This window comes from Rhodococcus sp. KBW08 (genome assembly GCF_003852455.1).
Taxonomy (GTDB): domain Bacteria; phylum Actinomycetota; class Actinomycetes; order Mycobacteriales; family Mycobacteriaceae; genus Rhodococcus_F; species Rhodococcus_F baikonurensis.
The window spans coordinates 63,872-90,819 of sequence record NZ_QAJJ01000004.1 but is presented as its reverse complement, the minus strand read 5'-3'; the positions used below and the strand labels follow the sequence as shown (position 1 = coordinate 90,819).

Annotated in this window: 25 protein-coding genes; 14 read left to right on the top strand and 11 right to left on the bottom strand. The window is 61.1% G+C overall.

Features of this window, described 5'->3' with window-relative positions:
• Nucleotides 1–113 precede the first annotated feature (113 nt).
• The 3 genes from DBV08_RS04640 (at nucleotide 114) to DBV08_RS04630 (ending at nucleotide 3,438) form a co-directional block, all read left to right on the top strand.
• On the top strand, nucleotides 114–1,280 hold the full coding sequence (locus DBV08_RS04640) for a glycosyltransferase family 4 protein (RefSeq protein WP_216360482.1): 1,167 nt from the start codon (nucleotides 114–116) through the stop codon (nucleotides 1,278–1,280).
• Nucleotides 1,277–2,035: a CDP-alcohol phosphatidyltransferase family protein gene (locus DBV08_RS04635; protein WP_095969564.1), complete on the top strand. Its 759-nt coding sequence runs from the start codon at nucleotides 1,277–1,279 to the stop codon at nucleotides 2,033–2,035. The genes DBV08_RS04640 and DBV08_RS04635 overlap by 4 nt, the downstream gene beginning before the upstream one ends.
• A 230-nt stretch (nucleotides 2,036–2,265) precedes the next feature.
• Nucleotides 2,266–3,438 carry a DUF1972 domain-containing protein gene (locus tag DBV08_RS04630; protein ID WP_095969563.1) on the top strand — a complete coding sequence of 391 codons (1,173 nt, stop codon included), beginning with the start codon at nucleotides 2,266–2,268 and terminating at the stop codon, nucleotides 3,436–3,438.
• 45 nt (nucleotides 3,439–3,483) lie between these two features.
• On the opposite strand, the gene DBV08_RS04625 is transcribed toward DBV08_RS04630, so the two are convergent.
• The 4 genes from DBV08_RS04625 to DBV08_RS04610 all read right to left on the bottom strand — a co-directional run bounded on the left by DBV08_RS04625 (nucleotide 3,484) and on the right by DBV08_RS04610 (nucleotide 10,284).
• On the bottom strand, nucleotides 3,484–5,415 hold the full coding sequence (locus DBV08_RS04625; protein ID WP_095969562.1) for an ABC transporter ATP-binding protein: 1,932 nt from the start codon (nucleotides 5,413–5,415) through the stop codon (nucleotides 3,484–3,486).
• Entirely contained in the window at nucleotides 5,412–7,145 is a 1,734-nt protein-coding gene (locus tag DBV08_RS04620; protein ID WP_095969561.1) for an ABC transporter ATP-binding protein, read from the bottom strand. The genes DBV08_RS04625 and DBV08_RS04620 overlap by 4 nt, the downstream gene beginning before the upstream one ends.
• A gap of 114 nt (nucleotides 7,146–7,259) precedes the next feature.
• Nucleotides 7,260–9,614, bottom strand: coding sequence for an MMPL family transporter (locus tag DBV08_RS04615; protein WP_124566676.1), 2,355 nt, complete (start codon nucleotides 9,612–9,614; stop codon nucleotides 7,260–7,262).
• Nucleotides 9,615–9,669: 55 nt separating this feature from the next.
• Nucleotides 9,670–10,284, bottom strand: coding sequence for a TetR/AcrR family transcriptional regulator (locus DBV08_RS04610; protein ID WP_095969559.1), 615 nt, complete (start codon nucleotides 10,282–10,284; stop codon nucleotides 9,670–9,672).
• A 249-nt stretch (nucleotides 10,285–10,533) separates the two neighbouring features.
• Between DBV08_RS04610 and DBV08_RS04605 the strand changes: the two genes are divergently transcribed.
• Nucleotides 10,534–11,646, top strand: coding sequence for a GGDEF domain-containing protein (locus DBV08_RS04605; protein WP_124566675.1), 1,113 nt, complete (start codon nucleotides 10,534–10,536; stop codon nucleotides 11,644–11,646).
• A gap of 33 nt (nucleotides 11,647–11,679) precedes the next feature.
• Here DBV08_RS04605 and DBV08_RS04600 read toward each other — a convergent pair whose 3' ends face one another.
• Entirely contained in the window at nucleotides 11,680–12,135 is a 456-nt protein-coding gene (locus DBV08_RS04600; RefSeq protein ID WP_095969557.1) for an Rrf2 family transcriptional regulator, read from the bottom strand.
• A gap of 129 nt (nucleotides 12,136–12,264) precedes the next feature.
• Between DBV08_RS04600 and DBV08_RS04595 the strand changes: the two genes are divergently transcribed.
• Nucleotides 12,265–13,206: a sterol desaturase family protein gene (locus DBV08_RS04595; RefSeq protein WP_124566674.1), complete on the top strand. Its 942-nt coding sequence runs from the start codon at nucleotides 12,265–12,267 to the stop codon at nucleotides 13,204–13,206.
• On the opposite strand, the gene DBV08_RS04590 is transcribed toward DBV08_RS04595, so the two are convergent.
• From DBV08_RS04590 to DBV08_RS04580, 3 genes are all read right to left on the bottom strand, one after another.
• A complete protein-coding gene (locus DBV08_RS04590; RefSeq protein ID WP_095969555.1) occupies nucleotides 13,172–13,510 on the bottom strand; it encodes a DUF202 domain-containing protein in 339 nt (112 codons plus the stop codon). The two genes, DBV08_RS04595 and DBV08_RS04590, sit on opposite strands and share 35 nt — an antisense overlap.
• Nucleotides 13,511–13,864: a DUF202 domain-containing protein gene (locus DBV08_RS04585; protein WP_260395310.1), complete on the bottom strand. Its 354-nt coding sequence runs from the start codon at nucleotides 13,862–13,864 to the stop codon at nucleotides 13,511–13,513. It lies immediately after the preceding gene.
• 120 nt (nucleotides 13,865–13,984) lie between these two features.
• Nucleotides 13,985–14,668 carry a YceI family protein gene (locus DBV08_RS04580; protein WP_124566673.1) on the bottom strand — a complete coding sequence of 228 codons (684 nt, stop codon included), beginning with the start codon at nucleotides 14,666–14,668 and terminating at the stop codon, nucleotides 13,985–13,987.
• Nucleotides 14,669–14,913: 245 nt separating this feature from the next.
• Between DBV08_RS04580 and DBV08_RS32210 the strand changes: the two genes are divergently transcribed.
• Nucleotides 14,914–15,090, top strand: a complete 177-nt coding sequence (locus tag DBV08_RS32210; protein WP_185564452.1) for a hypothetical protein — start codon at nucleotides 14,914–14,916, stop codon at nucleotides 15,088–15,090.
• Between the two features lie 27 nt (nucleotides 15,091–15,117).
• Here the strand turns inward: DBV08_RS32210 and DBV08_RS04575 are convergent, their stop codons facing one another.
• From DBV08_RS04575 to DBV08_RS04565, 3 genes are all read right to left on the bottom strand, one after another.
• The gene (locus DBV08_RS04575; RefSeq protein ID WP_124566672.1) at nucleotides 15,118–15,777 is read right to left on the bottom strand and encodes a TetR/AcrR family transcriptional regulator; all 660 of its coding nucleotides are present in this window, start codon (nucleotides 15,775–15,777) and stop codon (nucleotides 15,118–15,120) included.
• A 126-nt stretch (nucleotides 15,778–15,903) separates the two neighbouring features.
• On the bottom strand, nucleotides 15,904–16,815 hold the full coding sequence (locus tag DBV08_RS04570) for an SDR family NAD(P)-dependent oxidoreductase (protein ID WP_124566671.1): 912 nt from the start codon (nucleotides 16,813–16,815) through the stop codon (nucleotides 15,904–15,906).
• 82 nt (nucleotides 16,816–16,897) lie between these two features.
• Entirely contained in the window at nucleotides 16,898–17,788 is an 891-nt protein-coding gene (locus DBV08_RS04565) for a MaoC family dehydratase (protein WP_240952884.1), read from the bottom strand.
• 387 nt (nucleotides 17,789–18,175) lie between these two features.
• Here DBV08_RS04565 and DBV08_RS04560 point away from each other — a divergent pair, with 387 nt between their 5' ends.
• From DBV08_RS04560 to DBV08_RS04525, 8 genes are all read left to right on the top strand, one after another.
• Nucleotides 18,176–18,589, top strand: coding sequence for a Zn-ribbon domain-containing OB-fold protein (locus DBV08_RS04560; RefSeq protein WP_253252813.1), 414 nt, complete (start codon nucleotides 18,176–18,178; stop codon nucleotides 18,587–18,589).
• Nucleotides 18,586–19,743 (top strand): thiolase C-terminal domain-containing protein, encoded by a 1,158-nt coding sequence (locus tag DBV08_RS04555; RefSeq protein ID WP_124566670.1) that lies wholly within the window; start codon nucleotides 18,586–18,588, stop codon nucleotides 19,741–19,743. Before DBV08_RS04560 ends, DBV08_RS04555 begins: the two co-directional genes overlap by 4 nt.
• 96 nt (nucleotides 19,744–19,839) lie before the next feature.
• The gene (locus DBV08_RS04550; protein WP_095969548.1) at nucleotides 19,840–21,123 is read left to right on the top strand and encodes a cytochrome P450; all 1,284 of its coding nucleotides are present in this window, start codon (nucleotides 19,840–19,842) and stop codon (nucleotides 21,121–21,123) included.
• 39 nt (nucleotides 21,124–21,162) lie between these two features.
• Complete coding sequence (locus DBV08_RS04545; protein WP_095969547.1) at nucleotides 21,163–21,357, top strand: ferredoxin; 195 nt, start codon at nucleotides 21,163–21,165, stop codon at nucleotides 21,355–21,357.
• A 2-nt stretch (nucleotides 21,358–21,359) separates the two neighbouring features.
• Nucleotides 21,360–22,598, top strand: coding sequence for an NAD(P)/FAD-dependent oxidoreductase (locus DBV08_RS04540; protein WP_124566669.1), 1,239 nt, complete (start codon nucleotides 21,360–21,362; stop codon nucleotides 22,596–22,598).
• The gene (locus DBV08_RS04535) at nucleotides 22,595–23,698 is read left to right on the top strand and encodes an NAD(P)-dependent alcohol dehydrogenase (RefSeq protein WP_095969545.1); all 1,104 of its coding nucleotides are present in this window, start codon (nucleotides 22,595–22,597) and stop codon (nucleotides 23,696–23,698) included. Before DBV08_RS04540 ends, DBV08_RS04535 begins: the two co-directional genes overlap by 4 nt.
• A gap of 19 nt (nucleotides 23,699–23,717) precedes the next feature.
• Nucleotides 23,718–25,151 (top strand): aldehyde dehydrogenase family protein, encoded by a 1,434-nt coding sequence (locus DBV08_RS04530; RefSeq protein WP_124566668.1) that lies wholly within the window; start codon nucleotides 23,718–23,720, stop codon nucleotides 25,149–25,151.
• Nucleotides 25,152–25,253: 102 nt separating this feature from the next.
• Complete coding sequence (locus DBV08_RS04525) at nucleotides 25,254–26,819, top strand: AMP-binding protein (RefSeq protein WP_124566667.1); 1,566 nt, start codon at nucleotides 25,254–25,256, stop codon at nucleotides 26,817–26,819.
• Nucleotides 26,820–26,948: the final 129 nt, after the last annotated feature.

The window sequence follows — 26,948 nt, the reverse complement described above, 5'->3', positions numbered from 1 at the left end:
CCACGATGAAGACTAGCCTTTCCGCAACTATATGGTTACATCCGCCTGCGCCCCGCTTTCGCGGCAGACGGCACCGACGGTTGACTCTGAGTTGGACATTCCGGGGGGAATACTTGGCTTACATCGGGGCGCCAGCCCACCGCGCGCTCGTAGCTCATCCGGGTGCCGAGCTGTACGGCTCGGACCGAATAGTGCTGGAATCGGTAACTGCCCTGACAACTACGGGCTGGGACGTGACCGTGATGCTGGGGTCCCATGGACCGTTGGCAGCACTTGTGGAAGAAGCCGGCGCCGACGCCGTGATCATGCCGATACCGGTTCTGCGCAAGTCGAAGATGTCGCCGACCGGCCTGCTCTCGCTTGCTGTGGAGGCAGCCCGCTCGACGCCGTCCATCGTGCGGACGCTGCGACGCTTCTCGCCCGACGTCGTGTACGTCAGCACTGTGACCATCCCCTGGCTGGCCGTGGTCGCGAAGCTCCTCGGCTACGCAGTGATCTTCCATGTGCACGAAGCTGAAGGCACTGCATCCAAGCCGATCCGGATGGGTCTGAGCGCCCAACTGTTGTTGTCGCAGCGGGTCATCGCGAACAGCAATGCGTGCCGTGAACTGATCCTGCGTGACATCCCGACACTGGGGCGCCGGATTCGCGTGATCTACAACGGCGTCGCCGGCCCGAGTACCGAGCCGACTGCCCCCAGGCTGAGCCTGACCGGGCAGACTCGACTCGTTTTGGTCGGGCGCATCGCCCCACGCAAGGGCACAGATGTTGCGGTCGAAGCACTCGCAATCCTCGTTCGACGCGGGGTGGATGTGACACTCGATCTGGTCGGCGGCGTCTTTGCCGGCTACGAGTGGTTCGAAGACGATCTCAGTCGTATCGCTGCTGCCTCGGATGTCAGCGACCGCATCCGACACCTCGGCGTGGTCGAACAGGTATGGGAAACAATGGATTCCGCAGATATTGCCCTGGTGCCGTCGAGAGCCGAACCGTTCGGCAATGTTGCGGTCGAAGCTCAGCTCTTTGCCAGACCTGTAGTGGCCTCTGCAGTTCAGGGCCTCACCGAGATCATCGAAGACGGCAGAAATGGTCGCCTTGTCGAGCCAGGAAACGCTGTTGCGTTGGCGGACGCAATCCAATCGACGATCGAGAGTTGGGGCACCACGCGCGAACAGGCAATCGGTGCGCGCACCGAGGCCTTGACCAGATTCTCGCCGGAACGGTACCGCGCCGACATCGCCGAGGCCTTTACAGCGACAATCAGGAGCATTCGAAAATGACCGTCCACCAAAATAGTTCACTACCGGAGGAGTCGTTCACCGATACCGTGCGACGACTGGCAGGAGCGCAGAAGCCACCAGCCAAGGGGTCGCCCGCATATTCCCGGTTCGTCAACAGAAAGATCGGACGCGTCATCGCAGCAGCCGCGTACCAAGTCGGCCTGACACCTAACAAAGTAACATTCATCAGCGCCGGTTTCAGTGCCGCCGCTATCGCGGCTATCGCACTGGCACAGCCACATTGGTGGGTCGGCATCCTCATCGCCATTGGACTGCTGGCCGGTTACGCATTCGATTCGGCAGACGGTCAACTCGCACGCCTGCGCGGGGGTGGCACGCCTGCTGGTGAGTGGCTCGATCATGTGGTCGACAGCATCAAGACCACCGCACTGCATCTCGCGGTGTTGATCGGTTGGTATCGCCACTACGACGTCACAGATGTCAGATTGTTGTTGATTCCCATCGGTTTCACACTGGTGGCATCCGTCTTTTTCTTTGTCCAGATCCTGACCGACCAGTTGCGACGCGCACACCCGGATCGCGCACCTGCACCGGCAGATACCAGCGCCAGTGCCACCCTCCGATCAATTCTCGTCATCCCCACCGACTACGGCGTCCTGTGCGGGATCTTCGTTCTCTTCGCCTGGCAGTCGATCTTCGCCATTTCGTACGCCTTACTCCTGATCGGCACGGCCCTGTTTCTGTGCGCCGCGTTGCCCAAGTGGTACCGGGAGATTCAGCATTTTCAAGATTAATCAGACGATTCGCCTATGAATAACCATTTGTCTCAATTCTTATGAATAGTACGTTTTAACTGCACTAAATTATTTGCTGAAGGTTGTCTATTACTTGGATAAGGTTTCGATTTTTGATAGCCTTTTCCAAATCTCGGGATCCTCGGACTATTCAGCGCACGACATGACACGTGCATCGGACGCCGCATCCGACAATTCCCGAGCACAAAACAACAAGGGGGGGTTCGCTCATGCGAATCGCAATGATCGGGACACGGGGAGTGCCCGCACGCTACGGCGGATTCGAAACGGCTGTCGAGGAGATCGGCTCACGACTGGTCGAAGGTGGCCACGAAGTAGTGGTCTACTGCCGCGGCAAAAACAGATCACCGAGCTACCGCGGGATGGAAAGGGTACCGCTACCCGCTTTGAAACACCCCATCCTGGAGACCTTGAGCCACACAGCACTATCAGTCGGGCATCTCCTTCGTCACCGGTGCGATGCGGCGATCGTTTTCAACGCTGCTAATGCACCACTGCTGCCCGCAATCCGCGCAGCTCGCATCCCGGTAGCCGTGCACGTCGACGGGTTGGAATGGAAGCGCGGAAAGTGGGGCCCTGTCGGCCGCCGGTACTACCTGGTAAATGAGCGCGTATCCGTCTGGCTTGCAGACGAATTGATCTCCGACGCCGAGGGAATTGCGGACTATTATCGCGAGCGATACAACACCTCGAGCATGTTCCTGCCTTACGGAGCACCAATCCGTGACGCCACCGATCTGAGTCGTCTGTCGGAGCTCGATCTGACCGAGCACGGCTACCATCTGGTCGTTGCCCGCCTCGAGCCCGAGAATCAAGTGGACAGGATCATCGAGGGTTATCTACAAAGCGACGCACAGTTGCCCTTGATCGTTGTCGGCTCCGTTCCGTACGAAAGTGAACACGAGAAACGAGTCAACGAGCTCGCCGCGTCGGATTCCCGCATACGCCAACTGGGCGGCGTCTGGGATCAGGACCTCCTCGACACGCTGTACGCGGGAGGGGCAAGTTACCTGCACGGGCACACGGTCGGCGGTACCAATCCGTCATTACTGCGTGCGATGGGGGCCGGTGCAAATGTCATCGCCTGGGACGTCAACTTCAACCGTGAGGTGCTGGGAGACAACGGAGTCTTCTTCAACGGACTGACCCAACTCAGCGCAGCACTCGAGGAAACTGAATCCGATCCAACTGCCGCCGCAGAACGCGGTCTCCGGGCACGGACGCATGCGGCTGCCACCTACAGGTGGGACGAAGTAACCAAGGGTTACGAACAGCTCTGCGAAGAGATGCGCGCCGGAACCCGAAGCCGCAAGCTACGCAAACAGGCCCACGGATCCCAACAGTTCCCTCGCTCCGCCGCCCGAGTGCCACAAACTCGGTAAGTCTCTCTCCACCTGAAGGTCAATCCAGGGACTGCAACGAGGAAACTAGATCTCCGCGCCCACGAATTGACTGTTGTACAGACGGAAGTACGCGCCGCGGGATTCGAGCAGCGCCTCATGACTCCCCTGCTCCACGATCCGGCCTTCCTCCATCACCACGATCAGGTTCGCATCACGAATTGTCGAAAGACGGTGCGCGATGACAAAACTGGTGCGGTCACTGCGCAGAACCGCGGTGGCGCTCTGGACCAACAGTTCGGTGCGGGTGTCCACCGAACTGGTCGCCTCGTCGAGGATCAGGATGGACGGCTGCGAGATGAAGGCACGGGCGATGGTGATGAGCTGCTTCTCACCGGCACTGACGTTGCTGCCTTCCTCGTCGATGACCGTGTCGTAGCCCTCGGGCAAGGAGTGCACGAACTTGTCGACGTAGCTCATCTCTGCCGCGCGACGAATCTCCTCGTCGGTGGCACCGGGCTTGCCGTACGCGATGTTCTCACGGATGGTTCCACCGAACAGCCACGCGTCCTGCAGAACCATGCCGATGCGTGAGCGCAGATCGTCTCGCGTCATGTCGGCTATATCGATGCCGTCCAAAGTGATTCGGCCGGAATTGAGTTCGTAGAACCGCAGGATGAGATTGACGAGGGTGGTCTTGCCTGCTCCGGTGGGTCCGACGATCGCAACCATCTGACCCGGCTCGGCGGTCAGGGACAGGTCCTCGATCAGCGGCTGTTCCGGTTTGTAACTGAAGGTGACGTTCTCGAACTTGACGCGGCCCTTGTCGACCGTGGGCGACTTCGCGCCCCTCGGATCCTCCGACTGCTCGTCTTGATCGAGCAGCGCAAAGACCCGCTCGGCCGAAGCGACGCCGGACTGCAGCAGGTTGGTCATCGACGCGATCTGCGTGAGCGGCTGGGTGAACTGCCGCGAGTACTGAATGAACGCCTGCACGTCGCCGAGCGTCATCGTTCCGGATGCGACGCGCATGCCGCCCACCACCGCGATGGCAACGTAGTTGAGGTTGCCGAGGAACATCACGGCCGGCATGACCAGACCGGAGATGAACTGTGCCTTGAAGCTCGACTCGTACAGATCCTCGTTCTGCTTGCGGAAGCGCTCCTCGACCTCCTGCTGGCGGCCGAACACCTTGACCAACTCGTGGCCGCTGAACGCTTCTTCGACCTGTGCGTTAATGCCGCCAGTGCTCTTCCACTGCGCCACGAAGTGCTTCTGTGAACGCTTCGCGATGAACGCCGTGACCATGATCGACAGCGGAACGGTTGCCACCGCGATCAGGGCGAGCAACGGCGAGATCCACAGCATCATCACCAGAATGCCGAGGACGGTCATCACCGACATGACCAGCTGGCTGAGCGTCTGCTGCAGGCTCTGCGCGACGTTGTCGATGTCATTGGTCACGCGCGAGAGAACGTCGCCGCGGGCGTGGGTATCGAAGTACCGCAAAGGAAGTCGATGAATCTTCTGCTCGACGTCCTCGCGCAGACGGCGAACGGTACGTTGCACCACGATGTTGAGCAGATACGCCTGCAGCCAACTGAACAGCGACGCACAGACGAACAACAGCAGCACGATCATCAAGACCTTGCCGACGGCGTCGAAATCGATTCCGGTTCCGGGCACAACGGCCATGCCGGACACCATGTCGGCGAGCTGACCCTGCCCCGAAGCGCGCAATCCTTCGACAGCCTGTTCCTTGGTCGTCCCCGGCTGGAGTTGTTTGCTGACGATGCCGTCGAAGATCAGGTTGGTGGCGTTTCCCAAGATCTTCGGAGCGATCGAGGAAAGTACGACGCTTGCCGTCACCAAAGCGAAGATCAGGACGACGATCGGCTTGTCCGGACTCAAGCGACCGAGGAGACGCTTGAGCGAAGGGCCGAAGTTCATGGCCTTCTTGGTGGGATCGCCGCCGCCGGGCGGGCCGATGGGAGGCGAGGAAGTCGGTCGATTGCTCATGATGCGTCCTGTACGGCTAGCTGAGAGGCGACGATTTCGCCGTAAGTGGGACAACTGACCACGAGTTCGTCGTGCGTGCCGATCCCCACGATGGCGCCGTCGTCGAGCACGATGATCTGATCGGCCTCGACGATGGTGGAGATACGCTGCGCGACAACGACGATGCAGGCGTCTTGCGTGACCGGCCGCAGCGCCGCACGCAGCCTCGCATCAGTAGTGAGGTCGAGTGCCGAGAAGGAATCGTCGAACAGATAGATCTGCGGCTTACGTACCAACGCTCGGGCGATGGCGAGTCTCTGACGCTGACCACCCGATACCGTCGTACCGCCTTGTGCCACCGGTGTGTCCAGGCCTTCGGGCATGGCACGGACGAAGTCGGCAGCTTGGGCGATTTCGAGGCACTCCCACAGCCATTCGTCGGTAGCTTCGGGGTTTCCGTAGCGAAGATTGGTGGCGACGGTGCCGGAGAACAGATAGGGCTTCTGCGGAACCAGACCGATCACCGAGCAGAGCAACTCCGTGTCGATGTCGCGGACGTCGACTCCTCCCACCGATACCGATCCGGAGGTGGAATCGATCAATCGTGGAATCAGGTTGAGCAGAGTGGTCTTTCCCGATCCGGTGCCGCCGATGATCGCGGTCGTCTTTCCGGGCTCGGCACGAAAGGTGATGTCGCGCAACACGGGTTCCTCGGCTCCGGGGAACTGGAACTGAGCGCCACGAAGTTCGACGACGCCCGGGTCCTTCAGCTCCCGGATCGGATTCTCGGGCGGGATCACCGACGAATCCGTGTCGAGCACCTCGGAGATACGTTCGGCGCACACCGACGCACGCGGCAGCATCACCGCCATGAAGGTGGCCATCATGACGGCCATCAGGATCTGCATGATGTAGCTGAGCATGGCGGTGAGCGAGCCGATCTGCATCGAGCCCTCGTTGATCTGATGGCCACCGAACCAGATGACCGCGACGCTGGTGACGTTGCTGATCAGCATCACGAGCGGGAACATCAGTGCCATGAGGCGGCCGACGCCGAGTGCCGTCTCCGTCAGTTCGCGATTGGCGTCGCCGAAACGCTCGACCTCGTACGGTTCCCGCACGAATGCTCGGACAACCCGGATGCCCGTGATCTGTTCGCGAAGAACACGGTTGACGGCGTCGAGACGGCCTTGCATGACCCGGAAACCGGGCACCATCCGGGCGATCAGGAAACCCATCGAGATCACGAGGAGAGGGACGCTGACGCCGAGGATCCAGGACAGATTCAGGTCCTGGCGCAGAGCCATGATGATGCCGCCGACGCACATGATCGGCGCCATGACGAGGATGGTGCAACTCATCACGACCATCATCTGAACTTGCTGGACGTCGTTGGTGTTTCGGGTGATCAGCGAAGGCGCACCGAAGTGGCCGACTTCCCTGGCCGAGAACGTCCCGACCTGATGCAGCACCGACGCTCGCAGGTCGCGTCCGACGCCCATGGCTACTCGCGCACCGAAGAAGACGGCACCCACCGAGCAGAGGATCTGCGTCAGCGTGACCATGAGCATCATCCCGCCGGTGGAGAGGATGTAGCCGGTGTCGCCTTTGGTCACACCATTGTCGATGATGTCGGCATTGAGACTCGGAAGGTAAAGGGCCGCCATAGTCGAAATAAACTGCAGGACGACAACGCCCGTGAGTTCACCCCGGTACGGCGTCAGATAAGTGCGCAGCAGCCTGATCAGCATAGTGAGCGAAGGTTACCAATCCTGGCCGACATGTGCCGCTGGATATTTCGATACGCAAAAACAGCTGTGCGCCTTTATTAACCGCGGGGGGTTAATAAAGGCGCACAGCAGAGATCAAGCAGATGCGGACTGCAGTTCCGCTTCCTTCTCGTCACGGAGGGCCTTGCTGAGCTTCTCACCCTCGATGTCGACGTTCGGCAGGATCTTGTCCAGCCACTTCGGCAGCCACCACGCCTTGTCGCCGAGCAGCGCCATGACGGACGGGATGATGACCATGCGCACGATGAAGGCGTCGAAGAACACCGCCGCCGCGAGCGCGAATCCGATCGACTTGATGAACGAGTTCGGTTCTGCGATGAAGGCACCGAACACGGAGATCATGATGACCGCGGCCGCACTGACCACCCGGGCACCGTGGTTGAAGCCGATGGTCACGGCCTCCTTCGCCGTCGCGCCGTGGACGTACTCCTCACGCATACGCGTCACGAGGAACACCTGGTAGTCCATCGCCAGTCCGAACACCACACCGATAAGGAAGATCGGCATGAAACTCACGAGCGGTTGCGGGTTCGAGATGATGCCCAGCCAACCGTGCTGGAAGATCGCCACCGTGGCACCGAATGTCGCGAGCACGCTGAGCAGGAAGCCGAGCGTCGCCGTCAGCGGGACCAGGATCGAGCGGAACACCAAGAGCAACAAGATGAATGCGAGGCCCACCACTACCGCGAGGTAGGGCACCAATGCATCCTTCAGCGTGTCCGAGACGTCACCTTCGAGTGCGGTCTGGCCGGTGATGCCGTAGCTGACGCCGATCGAATCGTTGAGTCCACCTTCGGCTCCACGAAGGCTGGACACCAGATCCATGGTCGCCGGATCGGTCGGACCACTCTTCGGAGTGATCAGCACCTGCGCGGTGTCGCCGGCCGTGTTGACCCCGACGACCTGTGCGTTCTGGACGTCGCTGAAGCTCGAGATGGTCGAGACGACCTCCGCGAAGGCCTCCCCTGCCGGGACGCTGGCACCCTTGGCGTCGACGACCGCAATGAGCGGCCCGTTTCGACCGTCACCGAAGCCCTCGTCGATCAGGTCGTATGCCTGACGCGCACTCGTCGCCGGGTCACCGGTGGCCTCCGACGGCAATGCCAGGCTCAATCCCGTTGCGGGCAGGGCCAATGCGCCCAGAAGGACTACACCACCGATGAGCGGTACGAGCGGACGACGCACGACGGCGCTGATGAAGCGCAGGGCCAACTTCGGCTTGCCCGAATCCTCGTCCTCGGACTCCTCTGCACGCTTGCTGAGGAAGGGAATCTTGCCGGCAAAAGCCTTGCGCCCGAACATACCCAGAATCGCGGGCAGCAAGGTCAAGGCGATCAGAACCGCGATCAGAACCGTGAAGGCTGCGGCCGCACCCATATCCGAAAGGAACGGGATGCCGACGACGCGCAACGCGACCAGCGCGATGATGACCGTCAATCCAGCGAATACCACTGCGGAACCGGCAGTTCCGACAGCGCGGCCCGCCGCTTCGGCACGATTGTCGGTGAGCGTGAGCTCATGCCTGAATCTGGACATGATGAACAGCGAGTAGTCGATCGCCACTGCCAGACCGATCATGATCGCCAGCGTCGGAGTCATGGAACTCAGATCCATGAATCCGGTGGCGACTGTGATTCCGAGGCTGCCGATCGCGATACCGATGATCGCCGTGAGAAGCGGAAGCCCTGCGGCCACAAGCGAACCGAACGTGATGGCCAGAACGACAGCGGCGACGGCGATACCGATCAGCTCGGTGACACCACCGGGCATTTCTGCTTCCTGGGCGGCCGAACCACTGACCTGGACGTTGAGCCCTTCGGACCGTCCGACATCGGCTGCGGAGTTGATCGAATCACGCAACGCCTGATCGAGATCGGCGAAGTCACCGCTGAACGGAACCTCGACATACCCGACTGTGCCGTCGGCACTGAGCGGCGACAACGCCCGCGCGTCGTCAACAGCCTGCGCCTCGGAAGTTCCCGCTGCAGCGGCCTTCTCCTTGAACATCGCAACCATGGAGTCGTTGCCGGCAACCGGATTGACCAACGCCTTCGCGGCCTGCTCCGGAGTGGCAGTTGCCGGGTCCACCTTGGCGGAGTCGGCGACCTTGTCGATGCCGCGAATACTCGCGAGCATGTCGTCCATGGCCTTGACGTTCGCCGGGTCCGCCAGTGTCGTGCCTGCCGGTGCCTGTACGACGTATCGGGCGCTCAGCGAATCCATCGGATTGGGAGCATCGGGAAAACGCTCAGCCATCAGGTCCTGCGCCTGCTGCGCCGGCGTACCCGGAATGGAGAACGAATCCTTGGTGGGGCCGGACAGGGTGGCTGCCCCGACGCCCATCAGGACCAGGATTATCAGCCAAACGCTGAGGACCGCGCCTTTTCGCCGATAGGCGAACTTGCCGATCCGATAGAGATAGGTGGCCACGACGGGCTCCTTGCTGTTTCGGTGCGTGTACGTGGACAGGTATTACGAGTGGGTCTCAGGGGCGAGGTGGCGGCGCAGGCAATCCCGCACGAATTTGCCGAAAAGCGTCGTGGACCAACTCTTCCGGACTGGAAGCCTCCGACTTTCCACCAGACCAGATGTCGATCACCGACTTACAAGCCCCGGCCACCACCCCTAGGAGGAGGGTCGGATACAGGTCCCGTTCGGCGTCCGTGCCGGTGCGTTCGGCCAATGCCCGAGTGACTGCACGGTTGATCCGCTGATGCATGTCGGCCGCATCCCGATAGAGAGCAGGACTCGAATCCGACAACATCCAGATGTTTACTTTTTCCTTCACGCTCGAGCCGGAATCGCTCACGATTTCGACCACGAGATCCTCGAGCACGTCGAGGATGGGCTCATCCGCGGGCCGGGCTGCAAGCGCCTCGATCCACAGAGCCACTGTTTCCTCGAAACTCGCCAGAACCGCCTCCTCCTTGCTGGAGAAGTAGTTGTGGAATGTCCTCGTCGACACCCCCGCTTCGGAGGCGATCGCATCAGCGGTGACGCATTCGATCCCGAGAGCGCGAGCCAGTCGTGCCGCCGCGTCACTGAGTGCGGTACGGGTTGCTGCCTTCTTGCGGTCGCGAAGGCTTGGCTCGGTTATCACTCCACCACCGTACCGAACTTGCAGACCTCTGCAACTTTGCAGAGGTCTGCAAAATTGTGCGTTCGAACACACCGCTCGAATTCTCGAGGCCTGGCTCACACCTTTGCTCGCCCTACGACCCAACGAACACGTCAGTAGTTGTTGCCGGTGACGCCCCGCATGAAACTCCAACCCGAGTTGACGCGTAAAGCAACAGAGGCTGACATACTTTGCTCTTCATTAACCAAACGAGTTCGGCGAAGGAATCTGATGGATCCGCTCCTGCACACCTGGCCGGTTTCGTCCTCGGTCATGCTGTGGGGATCGAAGACCGGAAGAGGCACGGTCCTACGTCTCGTTCATCTCACCATCGGATTCTGCTCACTCAATTTCTCGCTCGTGGCCTACCTGTTTCTCTTCAGCACCGAGGGCCCCGACGGACCGTTTGCACGAGCGTGGGTCATCGGCATCGCGACGATCAACTTGATTCCCACCTTTCTCTGGTTCGTGGGCCGAATCAGAGGGGCACGCACACTCGAGTTCTACGGACTGTGGGCAGATCTCGGAACCGCCTCGATACTCATCACGTTCACCAGCCATAACGCCGCACTGTTCGGCGCGGTGCTCTTCGTCGCCACCGGCGCCTACTTCACCTATTTCCTCGACTATCGCTGGCTGGCCTTCCACCTCGCCTTTGCCACGACGTTTGTCATCGCCCTGACCGTGCTCGGCCTGACGAACGGCGAGTACTCGGTGACCAGCGTGCTTGCGCGTACCGACGTCGTACTGTGCGCCGTGATCTTCATTCCGGCGACGATTCAGTTCACCTGGCGCCAGTTACTCTCGCGTGCAACGGGATCCAAAGTGGACGCGCTCACCGGCCTGCTGAACCGACGGGGTCTGTGGGACATGTCGGAACACATCTGGTCGGTCGCGTCGGCAAATCGTGCCGACATCGCTGTTGCCGTCGTGGACATCGACAAGTTCAAGGCGGTGAACGACACGTTCGGCCACGAAGTCGGAGACGCCGTCATCAGCCGGACCGGAACGCGCCTGCAGGAGCATGTGAACGGTTTCGGTTACGCCGCACGCACAGGCGGCGAGGAATTCACCGTCGTGATGATCGGCACCCCGTACGGATTGCGCAAGCGAATCGCAACACTGCCCAAAGCAGTGGTGAACGCCTCCGACCGCCCACTGGCCACGGTCAGCGTCGGAGCAGCGACGCTACCGTTCGTCCCACATCAAGAGGAGTTCGACTACAACGAGTTCTCCCGGGCAATAATCGCGGCCGATCATCTGATGTACGACGCGAAATCTGCGGGCGGCAACGCCGCGAACACTGCGCCGACAACTGTTTCACGCCCCCGACGGACAGTGTGAACGCCACGACGAACAGCGTGAAACCGCGCCGTTTCAGCGACGATTCCACGCCCCGGGGTCTGCAGTCAGTTCGTGAACGAACTCGGGTAACTCGCCACCCGCGACGTCGGTGAGCGTGACGTTTTCGAGCACGGCGCGAAGGTTGACGCGCACTGCGATCCACACCTCTTTGAGTGGCGTTGCCGGCCCCCCGTAGTCGACGTCCTCGGGGCGCTGACCCCGTATCGACGCAAGCGGTCCTTCGACGGCGCGGATGACGTCAGCAATCGTGATCTCGTCTGCGGATCGGGCGAGCCAGTATCCACCGTCCGGGCCTCGACGACTGTTGACCAGGCCGCCGCGCCGTAAGTCCGAGAGCACCGCTTCCAAGAACTTGTGAGGTATGACCTGGGATTTGGCGAGAAACTCGGCTTTGGCCGGGTCTGGACCGACTGCCGCAAGCTCGACCAGAGTCCGCACGGCGTAGTCCACCTTCGCGGTGATATGCACCGGCAATTCCTACCATTGTTCTATGAAAAGTCGCAACAAACCCGCCAGATTCTTGTCCCAAAAGGGTTCCTTGACGTTACATATTGGTGCATGATGTAACGAACGAAGCAAAAGAACAGGACAAATCGCATGTGGGAAACGCTTCTCGAGTCATGGCGGTCACTTCTCGAACCACTCCATGACCCGGTCACTCTCGCAATCCCTGCGTTTGTCATCTTCCTCGGCATCGAGTGGTTCGCCGCCCGAGCACTCGAAGATCATCCGAACGACGCCGACGGACGTGCGCGGCCGGCGCAGGGCGGATACCGTAGCGCCGACGCCCGGACCAGCGTCCTCCTCGGCTTGGTGTCCATCGCCACGAGCACATTTTGGAAAGTACTGGCGCTGATCGGCTATTCGGCAATCTGGGTGTATCTCGCACCGTGGCATCTGTCGCCGACAGCCTGGTACACCTGGGTGATCCTGCTTCTCGGAATCGACGTCCTCTACTACGCGTATCACCGCATCGCACACCGGGTTCGAGTCATCTGGGCGACACATCAAGCTCATCATTCGAGTGAGTACTTCAATTTCAGTACCGCGCTGCGACAGAAGTGGAACAACAGCGGCGAGATCATCATGTGGCTGCCGCTGCCGTTCCTCGGCATCCCGCCGTGGATGGTGTTCGTCGGCTTCTCCGTCAGCCTCGTCTACCAATTCTTCGTCCATACCGAACGAGTCGGAAAACTCTGGCGTCCTGTCGAATTCGTCTTCAACACGCCTTCGCATCACCGAGTCCATCACGGTTCCGACGCCGAGTACCTCGACCGCAACTACGCCGGGATCCTCATCGTCTGGGACCGGATGTTCGGCACGTTCGCGGCCGAAACCCACAGGCCCACCTACGGACTCACGACGCCGGTCGGAACGTACAACATCTGGAAGCTCCAAACGCGGGAGTACGCTGCCATCGCTCGCGACTGGAAGGCGTCGACCTCGTGGCGGCAGCGAGCCGGCTACGTGTTCGGCCCGCCCGGCTGGGCACCGAAAGCCGACGTCACTTCAACAGAATCCACAGCCCCGTCGCACTGAGCAGCAGAAGGCCCAGCGCGAGAGCTGCGCCCATACCCAGAGCAGGCGTTGCCTTTTCGACTGAAAACTGGGCCAACCGCCTGGGTCGCGCCCGACGTTCGTAGACCGTCACTACAACAACGAGCACCGCCGCGACGGACGGACCGATCAAGGCCACCGACCCGAACGGCGGCAGCCATCTCAAGCAGGCCGCCGACAAGCCGAGTATCGACAGACTCGTCCGCACCCACGAGAGGGATGTGCGCTCGGACTGCAGGCCCCGGTCCGGCGGCGTCAGTCCTTCCGAAGGTTCCAGCGCGGTCAATCAGTTCACGACCTCGACCACCAGGACGGTCGCGCAGATCACCAGCACGATGCCGACCACCGGCGCCATCAGCGGCACCGGCAACGAGCGCTCGGCACGCAGCGCGCGCTCGGCACTGATCCAGTGGATGAAAGAAGTGATGGCGATCAGAGCGCCGCCGACGAGCAGCAATGCGGCCAGGCCGGCGCGAACCGTCGGGTTGAGGATGTCGCCGCCGAAGGCCTCGAGTCCGACGCCTGACGCGACAAAGGCCGTCGCGGTGCGAATCCAGGCCAGATATGTCCGTTCGTTGGCGAGAGTGAAACGTGGGTCGGGGTCTTCACCAGCCCGGAAGGGCCTCCACCTGGGGATCACTCGTTCATTCCGTCCGGGCACGATTCGCGCGCTGCCTTCGGGACGGACAACAAGAAGGGAAGGTCATGTCCTTAATCTTCCCTGCCCGTCCCGAAGCCGTGCGAATCGGGTGGACGTAATTCAGCTCGAGGCGAGCGAGACCAGGAAGTCCACCGACCCGCTGCCGTCGACGGTGACAAAGCCGAGAGACGGGGGTTCGACGCCGAAATCGGTCCAGGTGACCGGGATCGAGCCCGAGGCGATCAACGAATCGCCCGAATGCAGCACGGTCATGTCGACCGATACCGGCTTGGACTGCCCTTTGAGAGTCAAGGTTCCTGACACCGTGACCGTTGCCGTTGTTCCATCGGTCGGCACGGCCGACAGATCCACCGGGGAGTCGATCGTGAACGTCGCCGTCGGGTAGGTACTGGTGTCCATCACGTTGCCCGTGAACTGGCCGTCGCGCCGGTCCGAGTCGGTCTTGATACTCGCCACCTGCACAGTCACTTCACCGGCCGTGAGCTTCTCACCCTCGACGACCGCGCTTCCGCTCACCTCGCCGGTGGTTCCGACGACGGTCACACTCGATCCGTTGAGAATCTCGTGGACGGTGTACCCGGCTGCGGTCTGGTTGTCCCCTTGCCCGGGGACGACGGTCCACTGCCCGTCGATCGATCCGGACGCCGCCTCGGCCCCCTGTGTGGACACCACGGCCGCCGGCGCATCGTCTTCGGCGATGAATTTCCCGTACGCCCACGGCCCCACAAGCAGGGCTAGTACGACCACAACTACTGCTCCGCCTATCCACCAGATCTTTTTCATGCTTTCGACGATAGTTGCAGCTTCAACGATTGTCAGGACTTAACACCTGGGAGAACGCTGTGAAAGCACTCCGCGGTAACCGAGCGCGACATGCTATCCATAGCAATTGGTAATCATTTGGTAAAGTAGATTTTGCATTCCGGCCCCCAGCCTGGAATGCCTCGGCCGTGCGCATCGAATCATGCATCGATCCCGATGCGCACGGTCTGCCCCGACAGAAATCGCACCGGACAAGGGGGACCGCGATGCCGGATCTGACGCTCCTGACGGACGAGGAATTGCTCGAGCGGCGAATCGCCCTCGGCCGATCACTGACAACGGCCGCAGACTTGGTACCTACCCCGACGCCGTCCTTCTTCGAGAAGTTGCAGCAGGACATCGACGCTGCGGCTGCGGAGTGGATAACGCGGCGACGCTCGTGAAGACCGTCGGGTTCGAGCACGATCGCCTCAGTCTTCTTCTTCCGCATTGACTTTCGAGCCGACAGAATTCGCGCCGAGCAAGAGCTTCGCCGCCAGTCGAAGGCGCCGTTTCACCTCGTCGACCGACGTGTCCCCGTTCAGCCACCCGACAACGCTGGCACTCCACAAGGTCTCCAACATGCCGAGTGTGCGGGACTGCATCGGAGTGCATCGGTGATCCGCCCCCCACGCTTGAGTGACGGCAATATAGCCGAAGGGGGTGGCCCAACGCGTCATCTCGTTGTTCCTTACATCGAGCTCATCCCGGTCGGGGGTGTACTCGCGTAGCGTTTGGTGCGCGCACATCGCAGCGTGTGCGAACCCAGGATCTCGGACCATCCCCTGGAACGCCCGGACGAAGACTTCTCCTGCGCGCCCCTCCGCCGTCCGCTGTCTCGACGGACGGCGGAGAAAGTCCTCAGCCAGGGAGTCCAGTTCCGACCGAACGGCTACCGTGATGAGATCGTCCTTGGACGCGTAGTACTTGTAAAGGGTCGACAGGGCAGTCTGGGCAACTCGAGCGACCTCCCGCATCTGCACAGCTTCGTAACCGCCCGCGGACGCCAACTCGCGGGTGGCTTTCACGACTCGCTCGACACGGAACGCCTTTGCCTCAGCGGTGCGGCCGTTCACCTTCACTGCGGACATCCAGTCTGTCCCCCATCATGTTCCGAGACTGACGCCGACGCGTCATCTGCCTCCACGATAACGCCCCTGCACCAGCACCAACTCAGGCACTCGGATCAGTCCCACCCTTCATCAGGTATTTACGAATCAGGACGGAAGCTGAGCCATGAAGATGGACGGGTGAAGACCGTCAGCCAACGGACGGAATTCCTTCTCGACCTTGGCGGTCAGGTCGTCGAGATTCCACGGTCCATCCGAGGCGACCGTGGAAACTACTTCCGGGTTATTCCACAGTTTCACCTCGTAGCCCATCGCGCCGATTGTGCGGCCCGACAACCAATCGGAACTCGTACCGGCAAGGTAGGTGACGATGGGCGCGATGTTGTCCGGCGAGACGGATTCGTCGATGCCGTCTCCCATCCGCTTCTCGTCAGGCACAGTTTGAGTCAGACGGGTGACGGCACCCGGAGCGATCGCATTTGCCGTCACGCCGTATCGCCCGAGCGCATTGGCCGTGGATGCAGTCAAGCCGACGATTCCCATCTTGGCAGCGGCGTAGTTCGGCTGCCCGGGCGAACCCTGCAACGCGGAATCGGAGGTGAAGTTGATGATGCGGTAGTGGCCTTCGGGATTTTTCTGCGCACGCCAGTACGCCGCGGCCGGCTTGATGGTGCTGAAGTGGCCACGCAGATGCACTCGAATGACTGCGTCCCAGTCTTCTTCCGGAAGATTGAAAATCATCTTGTCTCGGAGAATGCCTGCCACGTTGACGAGAACATCCAGCTTGCCGTAGTGCTCCAGCGCAAGATCGACAAGGCGTTGACCGGTCGCGACGTCTGCGATGTCGCCGCCGTCGGCAACGGCCTGACCGCCATTGGCCACGATCTCGGCCGCGACGTCACGCGCCGGGCCCTGATCCCCGCCCTGACCGTCCGGCGACGAACCGAGATCGTTGATGACCAGCTTTGCACCTTCGGCAGCGAACATTCTGCTGATCGACGCACCGATGCCTCGGCCGCCTCCGGTCACGATCGCTACGCGACCTTCGAGTGAACCCATGAATCTTTCCTTTGTTCATGCCACGAACACCATCGTGGCGAGTATGTAACGGGTTGAATGTCAGTGGATTTCGGCGGTGCCGTCAGTGAATTTCGGCGGTGCCGTGGTCGATGACCACGTCGCCGATGTCGTCGACCGTGCGGAATCGAACAGCTCCACCGGCAACCCAGATCGAGGTAGTGATTGTCTGTCCGGGCAACAGTGGCTTGGTGAACCGTCCCGACATCCCGGTGAAGCGCGTCGGATCCGAATCGGCCACAGCGTGCAGGAGAGCCCGACCGACGTAACCGTAGGTGCACATACCGTGCAGGATGGGAGTGGAAAACCCGCCGCGTGCGCTGAATGTCGGGTCCGAGTGGAGGGGATTCCGGTCACCGCTCAGTCGGTACAGCAGCGCCTGGTCCGCTCGAGTTGTGTACGTGACAACGTGATCCGGCTTGTAGGCCGGCAGTTCCCATGAAGTTGAAGGCCCGCGCTCGCCGCCGAAACCTCCATAACCGCGGAAGAACGACCCGGACTCGATGGTTCCCACGATCTGACCGACAGCGTCGCGGGCGACGGTTTCCGTCGTGAGCAAGGCCCCTGAACCCTTGTCGTACACGCCGGTGATTCTGCGGGTGGTTTCAACGCGGCCGTCTGTCGGGAGCGGGCCGGACAAACTGAACGCTTGATATGCATGCAGCAGCTTGCTGTAGTCCACATCGTCGGGCAGCGCGAAGCCGTCGTCTTCGCCGTCGCCGTCGCCGTAGAACGCCACGTTCGCAAACGTCGGAAGAACCTTCTGCTGGATGTCCTCACTGTTCTCGGTGGTGAACTCCAGCTCGTCGAGCGGGTCAGGCTGACCCGCGCCGACACCCAGGGCGTACAGCAACGCGTCTTTCGACGTCCAACTCTTCCAGACAGGCTTGCCGGTGAGTCCGACGAGTGAGCTGTCGATCGGCATGTAGAACCTCGATTTCATCCGAATAGGCATGTACAGGAGTGGAGCGGGGTTACCGGACGGTAAGTGTCGCGTATCGCGAAACGGTATCCGAAAACGTTGTCCGACAACCCACTCCACCTAAAGAGAACACGTTACGTATGTGATTGGCAAGCCCTTCGATTCGAAGCAGTCAGCCGAACTAACGAAATTTCTCGACAGACCTTGACATACACGATGAACTGGATCACTCTGATCGTTACGAAACGCGTTCCGTTTAAGCAAAGGGTCCTGAACTGAATCCGCTTCGAAGAAGCGGAACGGATGGTATTCCGCAGAAGCGCACTCGCGGAACGTGTTTCATTCACCCGACTTGACGGGCGTATTCCGTTGAGAGACTTGATGATCCATCACAGATTCACACGACGAGAGGACTGTCCCTTGACAGGGCCTGTACCGGTGCCGACCCCTGCCACCGCCCCCTATTGGGAGGGCGCGCAGCGGGAGGAACTCACCATTCAACATTGCCTGGAGTGCACACAGCACTACTTTTATCCGCGACCTTTCTGCCCGAACTGCAACTCCGACAACGTGGAGTGGACACCCGTCAGTGGCCGAGGCCGACTGTTGTCCTACGTGATCAACTATCGACCGACTCCACCCTTCGACCCCGCGACACCCATCGTCGTCGCACTGGTCGAACTCGAGGAGGGCCCGCACCTGATGAGCAATGTGGTCGGAGTGGAGGCCGACCCCGAGTACCTCGAGCTCGACCAACAACTCGAAGTCACGTTCATCGCACGAGGGGACATGAAGCTCCCCGTGTTCACGCCGGTACAGGAGTCTGCTCGATGACATCGATGCACAACGGAGACATCGCGATCGTCGGCGCGGCAGAGACCACGGAAATCGGCGTACTGCCCGACACGTCCGTCCTGGATCTACATGCCAACGCTGCCCGCAATGCAATGGCCGACGCCGGCCTCACACCCGCGGACATCGATGGCGTCGCCACCACCGGACTGCTTTCCCTCGAGGTCTCTCACCACCTGGGTATAACCCCACGCTGGCTGGACGGAACCGGCGTCGGCGGATGCAGTTTCATGCTGCACGTGCGTCACGCCGCGGCCGCCATTGCTTCGGGTGCCGCCGACGTTGTTCTCGTGACCCACGGAGAATCCGGCCGGTCGAGAATCGGCGCCCCGCCGTACCCGCTGACCTTGAATTCCATGAGCGGTCAATTCGAGACCGTGTACGGCGCGAACATGCCGTACTCGACCTTCACTGTTCCGGCACTGCGCTTTCTGCACGAGCGCGGAATGACCATCGAACACATGGCTGGACTCGTGGTTGCTCAGCGCAACTGGGCTCTGGACAATCCGCGAGCTTTCCGTCGCAAACCCACGACAGTAGACGAAGTGCTGGCCGGTCCTCGCGTGGCGTACCCGTTTACCCGGGACATGTGTTGTGTCCTGACCGACGGCGGTGGCGCCGTGATCCTGACCAGTGCCGAACGAGCAGCAGACATGCCGGGATCCGACCGACACGTGTACCTACTCGGGTCCGGTGAATCCGCAGAAGCCCCGATGGTTTCTCAGATGCAGGATCCTGCATCCTTCAAAGCATTCCGACTCGCCGGCGCCGAAGCGTTCGCCACCGCTGGGATCACCCACGACGACGTCGACCATCTGATGGCATACGACGCCTTCGCGCACGTCCCGCTCTTCATGCTCGAGGATCTCGGTTTTGTCGGCCGCGGCGAATCGGGAGACTTTGTCGCCGAGGGAAATACATCCAAAGGCGGCCGGCTTCCGATGAACACCAACGGCGGCGGCATGTCGTACACCCATACCGGCATGTACGGGATGTTCGCCATACAGGAGGCGGTGCGCCAACTACGCGGTGAGGCGTGCGAGCAAGTTCCCGGAGTCGAAATCAGTTTTGTCCAGGGAGTCGGGTTCTACTTCGGTGCCGCAGGCAGTTTGGTGCTCTCGAACCGGCGTCCGTGAGCGGGAATCTTCTTCTCGCCGAACGCAACACCCAACGAGGAGTAGATCCTCGACCGAACAGCCCATCCCAGGGGGGAGCGACAGAAAGGTACCTGCATGACCACCTCACTTCCATCCACCGAGCACCCACTGACAGCACCGCACATCGACCTCACCAGCGTCGAGTTCTGGAGCAAACCATTTGTCGAGCGGGACAAGACATTCGCGTGGCTGCGCGAGAATGCGACGGTGAGTTGGCACAAGCCGATGGACCGCCCCCATTTCAAACCCGACCACGGTGAGACCGGATTCTGGGCCATCGTGAAAAGCGCGGACATCGCGTTCGTCAGCCAGAACCACGAACTATTCAGCTCGGATCAGCTCAAGTGGCGGGGAGTGGGGTTCGCGCCGAACGATCCGGAACTCTCCGGCGCCCCGAACTTCGTGATGATGGATCCGCCCGATCACACCAGGTATCGCCAAATCATCAGCTCTGGTTTCACACCCAAGGCCGTCAAGCGTCTGCGTGACAAGATCGAAGAACGCGCCGAGCAAATCGTCGGCCGGGTAGTCGGCGCAGGCGAATTCGACTTCGTCTCCGAAGTCGCCTCGAAGTTGCCGATGCTCACGATCGCCGATCTTGTCGGCGTCCCGGAGAGCCTGGTTCAGGACTTCGCAACGGCCGGCGACAACCTGGTCGGTGCCGCCGACCCCGATATGCTCCCCGAGGGGTTGACCCCGATCGAGTTCACGATGCAACAGGTCGCGGCGTTGTCGGAGATCGGCAACGATCTGGTCAATTTCCGTCGCAAAAATCCGGCCGACGACATCGCCACTGCACTGGCCAACACTGAATTCGACGGCAAACCGCTCTCCGAGCTCGAAATCGGTTCGATGATGCTCCTACTCAGTGTTGCCGGTAACGACACAACGAAACAGACCACCAGCCACACTGCCATGTCACTGGATCGGAATCCGGACCAGAAGCGATGGCTGACGGAGGACTTCGACGGACGTATCGCCCAGTCGATCGAGGAGTTCATTCGCCACACCTCTCCCGTCCAGGAATTTGCACGCACGGCCACCTCGGACATCGAGTTGAGCGGAACCCTGGTCAACAGAGGCGACAAGGTCGTCTTGTTCTACTGCTCGGGAAACCGTGACGAGGACACCTTCGACGATCCGCACCGGTTCGACCTACAGCGCAGCCCCAACAACAACCATGTTGCCTTCGGCGGTGGCGGAATCCACTACTGCCTCGGCCATATGGTCGCCAAAGCTCAACTGCGAGCGCTGTACTCACAGATTCTGACCAAACTACCGCGCATGGAGGTCGGGGAGCCGGTGTACCTCTACAGCGAGTTCATCAACGGGATCAAGCGCCTCCCGGTCCGCGTGTAACAAACCCCAGTAAAGACAGTAGAGAACAGGAACGACGCTATGAAGATCATTGTCGATCGCGGTCGGTGCACAGGAATCGGAATCTGCGAATCCGTATCCGAGGACTATTTCGAGGTAGCCGACGACGGATCGCTGATTCTGCACAAGGAGTTGGTCGATGACGACGACAAAAACCTTGTCCGGGAGGCTGTTCGATCGTGCCCCGCCAAAGCGCTCACCCTCGACGAGACCTGATCGTGAGCGCAACAGATATCGATCACGGTGCGGGACTCGTTGTCGTCGGAGCGTCTCTGGCCGGTCTGCGGGCCGCGGAGTCTGCCCGGCAGGCGGGGTACGAAGGACCGATCACTCTGGTCGGCGACGAATTCCATCTTCCCTACGACCGACCGCCCCTGAGCAAGCAATTCCTGAAGGACGGCGCTGAGGTCGACTTTCACACGACCACCGAGGAACTCGCCGCCCTCGATGTGAAACTTCTACTCGGGGCGCCGGCGACACAACTCGATCCGACATCACACCGTGTGCGAGTCGGAGACAGCGATTGGATTCCCTACGAGAAGCTGATCATTGCGACAGGCGCGTCACCACGCTCGTTGCCCAACACTCCGGATTTGGACGGCGTTATCGCGCTTCGCACGATCGATGATGCGCTCGCGCTCCGCGAAAGACTTCGCCCTGGAACGAAGCTCGTGATAGTTGGCGCTGGATTCATCGGGTCCGAGCTCGCGTCGTCCGCCCGAGACCGAGGCGCAGACGTGACGATCGTCGAAGCTGCTCCAATTCCACTCGTCCGCGCAGTCGGTGCGACCGTCGGTCAGGCACTCGCAAAGCTGCACGAACGCAACGGAATTCCGCTCTTGTGTGACGTCCAGGTCGAAGAGCTGATCGGCACCACACACGTCGAGTCCGTCCGGCTCAGTACCGGCACTTCACTGCCCGCTGAACTGGTCGTCGTCGGTGTGGGAGCGACACCCGCAACCGGGTGGCTGGCGAATTCCGGCATCGAGCTCCATCCAGTAGACGGCGGGGTGATAGCAAACGAGTTTCTTCGAACCTCGCTCGAAGACGTCTATGCAGCAGGCGATGTGGTCCACTGGCCCAACCCCGCATTCGGTGGACTCTCGGTCCGTCTGGAGAACTGGACGAATGCTGCTGATCAAGCGAACCAGGCAGCTGTCAATGCTGTCGCGCCAGAGGACGCCAAGCCTTACGAGACCGTCCCCTACTTCTGGAGCGACTGGTACGAGAGCCGTATCCAGTTCGTAGGCACCGCAGTCGCCGACGAAGTTGTCTTCGCCTCTGGCGATCCAGAGGCTGACAAATTCGTGGCACTGTACCGCTCGGGTGACCGTCTGGTCGGCGCCGCCACCTTGAATGAACAACGCAAGATCATGAAGCTGCGCCGCATCATCGCCAACAAGGGCACGTATGCAGATGCGCTCGAGCTCCTCGACCCCACGGAGAAGAAATCATGACCACCAACGCAATTGCCGCCGTTCTGCGCGACGGCGACGGCAAGTTCGAACTCGAGGAGGTGACGCTCGGACCGCTGGCATCGGACGAACTTCTCGTGAAGGTAATCGGTGCGGGGATGTGCCACACCGACCTTCTGATGCGCAATCCCGAATACATTGCGCAGATGGGGCCGCTGATTCTCGGCCACGAAGGTTCTGGCATCGTCGAGGAAGTCGGTAGCTCGGTCAGAGGTATCGAGGTTGGCGACCATGTACTGATCAGCTTCGATTCCTGTGGCCGCTGCCGTAACTGCCGAGCCGGAATACCGTCCTACTGCGACGAGTTCTTTGCTCGCAATACGACAGGCCGCCGCGCGGACCTCAGCACGAGCGCGATCGATCGGAACGGCCTCCCGCTGGCGAACCGATGGTTCGGGCAGTCCTCCTTCGCCACGCACGCCATCGCAACCGAGCGCAATCTGGTCGTGGTGGACAAATCGCTCCCACTCGAGCTTCTCGGCCCACTCGGCTGCGGCCTGCAGACCGGCGCCGGTTCGGTTATGAACGAGATGAAACTGGCTGCTGGACAAAGCATTGCGGTGTTCGGGGCGGGGGGTGTCGGCCTCGCGGCCGTAATGGCTGCCAAGGCTGCAGGTGCCCGCGACATCGTCGTCGTCGACCTGGTCGATGCCAGGCTCGAAACAGCGTTGGAAGTCGGCGCCACTCGTACCGTTCGCGGCGACACACCTGACCTCGTCGAAGCGATCAAGAACGGCGGACGCGGTTTCGACTTCTCCTTCGAGACAACCGCTGTGGCCTCGGTCATCACGACGGCCGTCAGCATCCTCGACATCCCGGGCAAAGCCGTGTTGGTGGGCGGAAGCCAGGCGAAATTCGAAATAGACCCGACGTTGCTGACGGGCCGGACCGTGACGTTCGCACTGGAAGGAAGTTCGACCCCACAGATTTTCCTTCCCCAGCTCCTGGATCTGTGGCAGCGCGGTTGGTTCCCCTTCGACAAGCTCGTCCAGACCTACCCGCTCGAACAGATCAACCAGGCCGTGGAGGATTCGCTCTCGGGCAAGACCATCAAGCCGGTGCTGACGCCGGCACAACACTGACCACGAAATGGGATCGAGAATGACCTCAACGGATTCGCTAACTTTATCGACGGCAGCAACGTCGAATGGACGCGATCTTCTCACCGCCGGCACCTTCGGCGTGATCAACCCCGCAACAGGCGAGGTATTCGCACAGGCTCCGTCCGTCACACCGGATCAACTCGACGGGGTGTTCGCCGCGGCTCAGAATGCATACCTGTCATGGCGGATCGACGAGCAGTTCCGTCGTGACGCATTGCGCCTGGCAGCAGACGTCATCGAAAGTCGGATCAGCGAGCTCGCCCCGATCCTGACCTTCGAGCAGGGCAAGTCGCTCGCCGACTCTACGCTGGAATTCCATATTGCGGCGACGTGGCTGCGCTACTACGCCGATCTGGAGATCCCGAGGGAAATCATCCGAAACGACGCCGAGGCCTTCGAGGAAGTCACCCGTCGACCGTTGGGCGTTGTCAGTGCCATCACCCCGTGGAATTTCCCGATCACGCTCGCTATGTGGAAGATTGCGCCGGCACTGCGGGCGGGCAACACGATCGTCGTCAAACCCTCGCCGTACACACCGCTGGCAACACTTGCGCTCGCCCGAATTCTCCGTGGCACCTTCCCCGACGGTGTACTGAACGTGGTTACCGGGCCTGATCCTCTTGGCGCAACAATGGTTTCACACCCCATTCCGCGGAAAGTCAGCTTTACCGGGTCAACCGCGGTCGGGCGAAAGGTCGCGCTCGGGGCTGCCGACGACCTCAAGCGCGTCACTCTGGAACTCGGCGGAAACGATCCCGCCGTCATTCTCGGCGACGTGGACGTGGAGAAGATCGCACCCAGCCTCTTCCGAAGCGCGTTCACCAACAACGGACAGATCTGCCTCGCCGTCAAGCGCGTGTACGCACACGAAAGTATCCAGCCCCAACTGGTCGAGGCTCTCAGTGAAATCGCCAGATCCGTCAAGGTCGACGAGGGCACCGTCGAAGGAACAGATCTCGGGCCCATCAACAACAAGCCACAGTTCGATCGAGTCAAGGAATTGATTGCGGACGCCGTGGGCAACGGGGCGCGAGCGACCGCCGGCGGTAAACCCATCGACAGGGACGGTTACTTTCATCAGCCGACCATTCTCGACCAGGTCAACGACGGAATGCGGATCGTCGACGAAGAGCAATTCGGCCCCGTGCTTCCCATCATCTCGTTCCGAGACGAAGCTGACGCCATCGTCCGCGCCAACCGAAGTGAGTACGGCCTCACCGCATCGGTGTGGTCGGGGGATGCCGACCACGCCGCGCAGCTCGCACCACAATTCGAAGCCGGACAGGTCTCGATCAACATGCACGGCGGAGGTGTCCTGCCCCACCTCCCGTTCGGCGGACACAAGCACAGCGGTATCGGAGTGGAAAACGGCCCGTGGGGCCTACACGGTTTCACCGAGCTACAGGTGATCGCCGGACCTTCGCGTCAGTAGCGGTCTCCCCTTCCGATCGTCAGCGACGATCCCTCGACAGCGGGATACAGCGAGGCGGCCAGCCGACCCAGTCCCCGAAATCTCTTCAGAAAGAGGACACTCATGTCTACCGTGGTCAACAGCGAACGCGGGGATCACCAACAACCACCTAATCCCTCGACGCTCGGTGCCTGGCTTCTGGGCCAGCACGATCCGACCCGGCCCGCGATCGTAATAGACGGCAAGACAAAAACTTTCGGCGAGCTCATCAGCAAGGTCAACCAGCTCAGCAACAAGTTCGCCAGTCTGGGTTTACGCAAGGGCGACGTTGTCGCGGGCTTGCTGTTGAACGGCGCGGAGTACTACGAAATTGCCCTGGCCTGCACGCAGAGTGGTCTGTATTTCGTTCCGATCAACACGCATCTGGCCGGGCCTGAAGTCGAGTACATCGTTCGCGATTCCCAGGCGGCCGTTCTCGTCGTGCACGCAGAACTCGCAGACAAGGTCGTCGGCCGCGTGGAGGACGCCGTGCAGCACCGCGCGGTTATCGGCAGCGCCCCGGCCAACTGGTCCAGTTACGAGTCCTTCACCGACGTCTCGGACGACACTCCTGCCGCACGGTCGCTCGGTTCGCTCATGATGTACACGTCCGGCACTACGGGACGACCGAAGGGTGTACGTCGCCCGCTGTCGGATGCAACGCCCGAAAGTTCGCTCGAATCGGGCGTTCAGCATCTGTCGAAGGTGGGAATCCCGCCGGGAAAGCCTGGGCGTCATCTGGTGTGCTCTCCCGTGTATCACGCTGCGCCAGGCGGTAATTCACTTTTCCTGTTGCATGCCGGGCATACGCTGTACATCTTGCCGGGTTTCAATGCCGAGGCTGTGCTTCGAACAATCGGCGAAAGCGCCATCACGTCCTCGCACATGGTTCCAACCCATTTCCAACGGCTTCTCGATCTGCCGGCCGACCTTCGGGACAGCGCCGACGTCTCGAGTTTGCAGGCCATCCTCCATGCCGGTGCTCCGTGTCCCCCAGCGACCAAGTACGCCATGATCGATTGGGTCGGACCGATTCTGTGGGAATATCTCGGCTCCACGGAGGGGCAAGTGTGCACGTGCTCCTCGGCAGAGTGGCTCGAACATCCTGGAACTGTCGGACGGCCGAATCCCGACGCAGTCGTGCTTCGAGCGCTGGACGGAGAACAGGCGGCTCCAGGCGAAGAGGGCACCATCTATTTCAAGTCCGGCCCGTTCGAGTACTTGGGTGACCCGGAGAAATCCGCTGCCGCGCATTGGGGTGACTTCGCCACGTCGGGAGACGTCGGACGCATCGACGACGACGGCTACCTGTACGTCCTGGATCGCCGCGCGGATCTTATTCTCACCGGCGGTGTGAACGTCTACCCGGCGGAGGTCGAGGGTGCACTGCTCGGACATCCCGGCGTCGCAGATGTCGGTGTCATCGGGGTGTCCGATCCGGAGTGGGGCCAGAAAGTGGTGGCAGTCGTCCAGTTGGCGCCAGGATTCAGCGACGACGACGGCCTTCGCGTTGCGCTGGACCAGCACGTACGTGAGCAGATCGCCGGGTTCAAACGACCGCGCGAATACATCTTCGTCGATGAGTTTCCGCGATCGGCCGCCGGCAAAGTGTCTCGCAAGAGCCTGAGAGAACTCGCTGACGATCAGTAGTACGTGAATTCTTACTGGTGATCGCAAACATCACGCAGGGACAAGTCGGTCGCCCATCAGAAACAGGTCCCAGGAGAACGACAACGATCCAATCGTGGAGCGAGTGGGTTGGTCGATGAACGGGTTTTA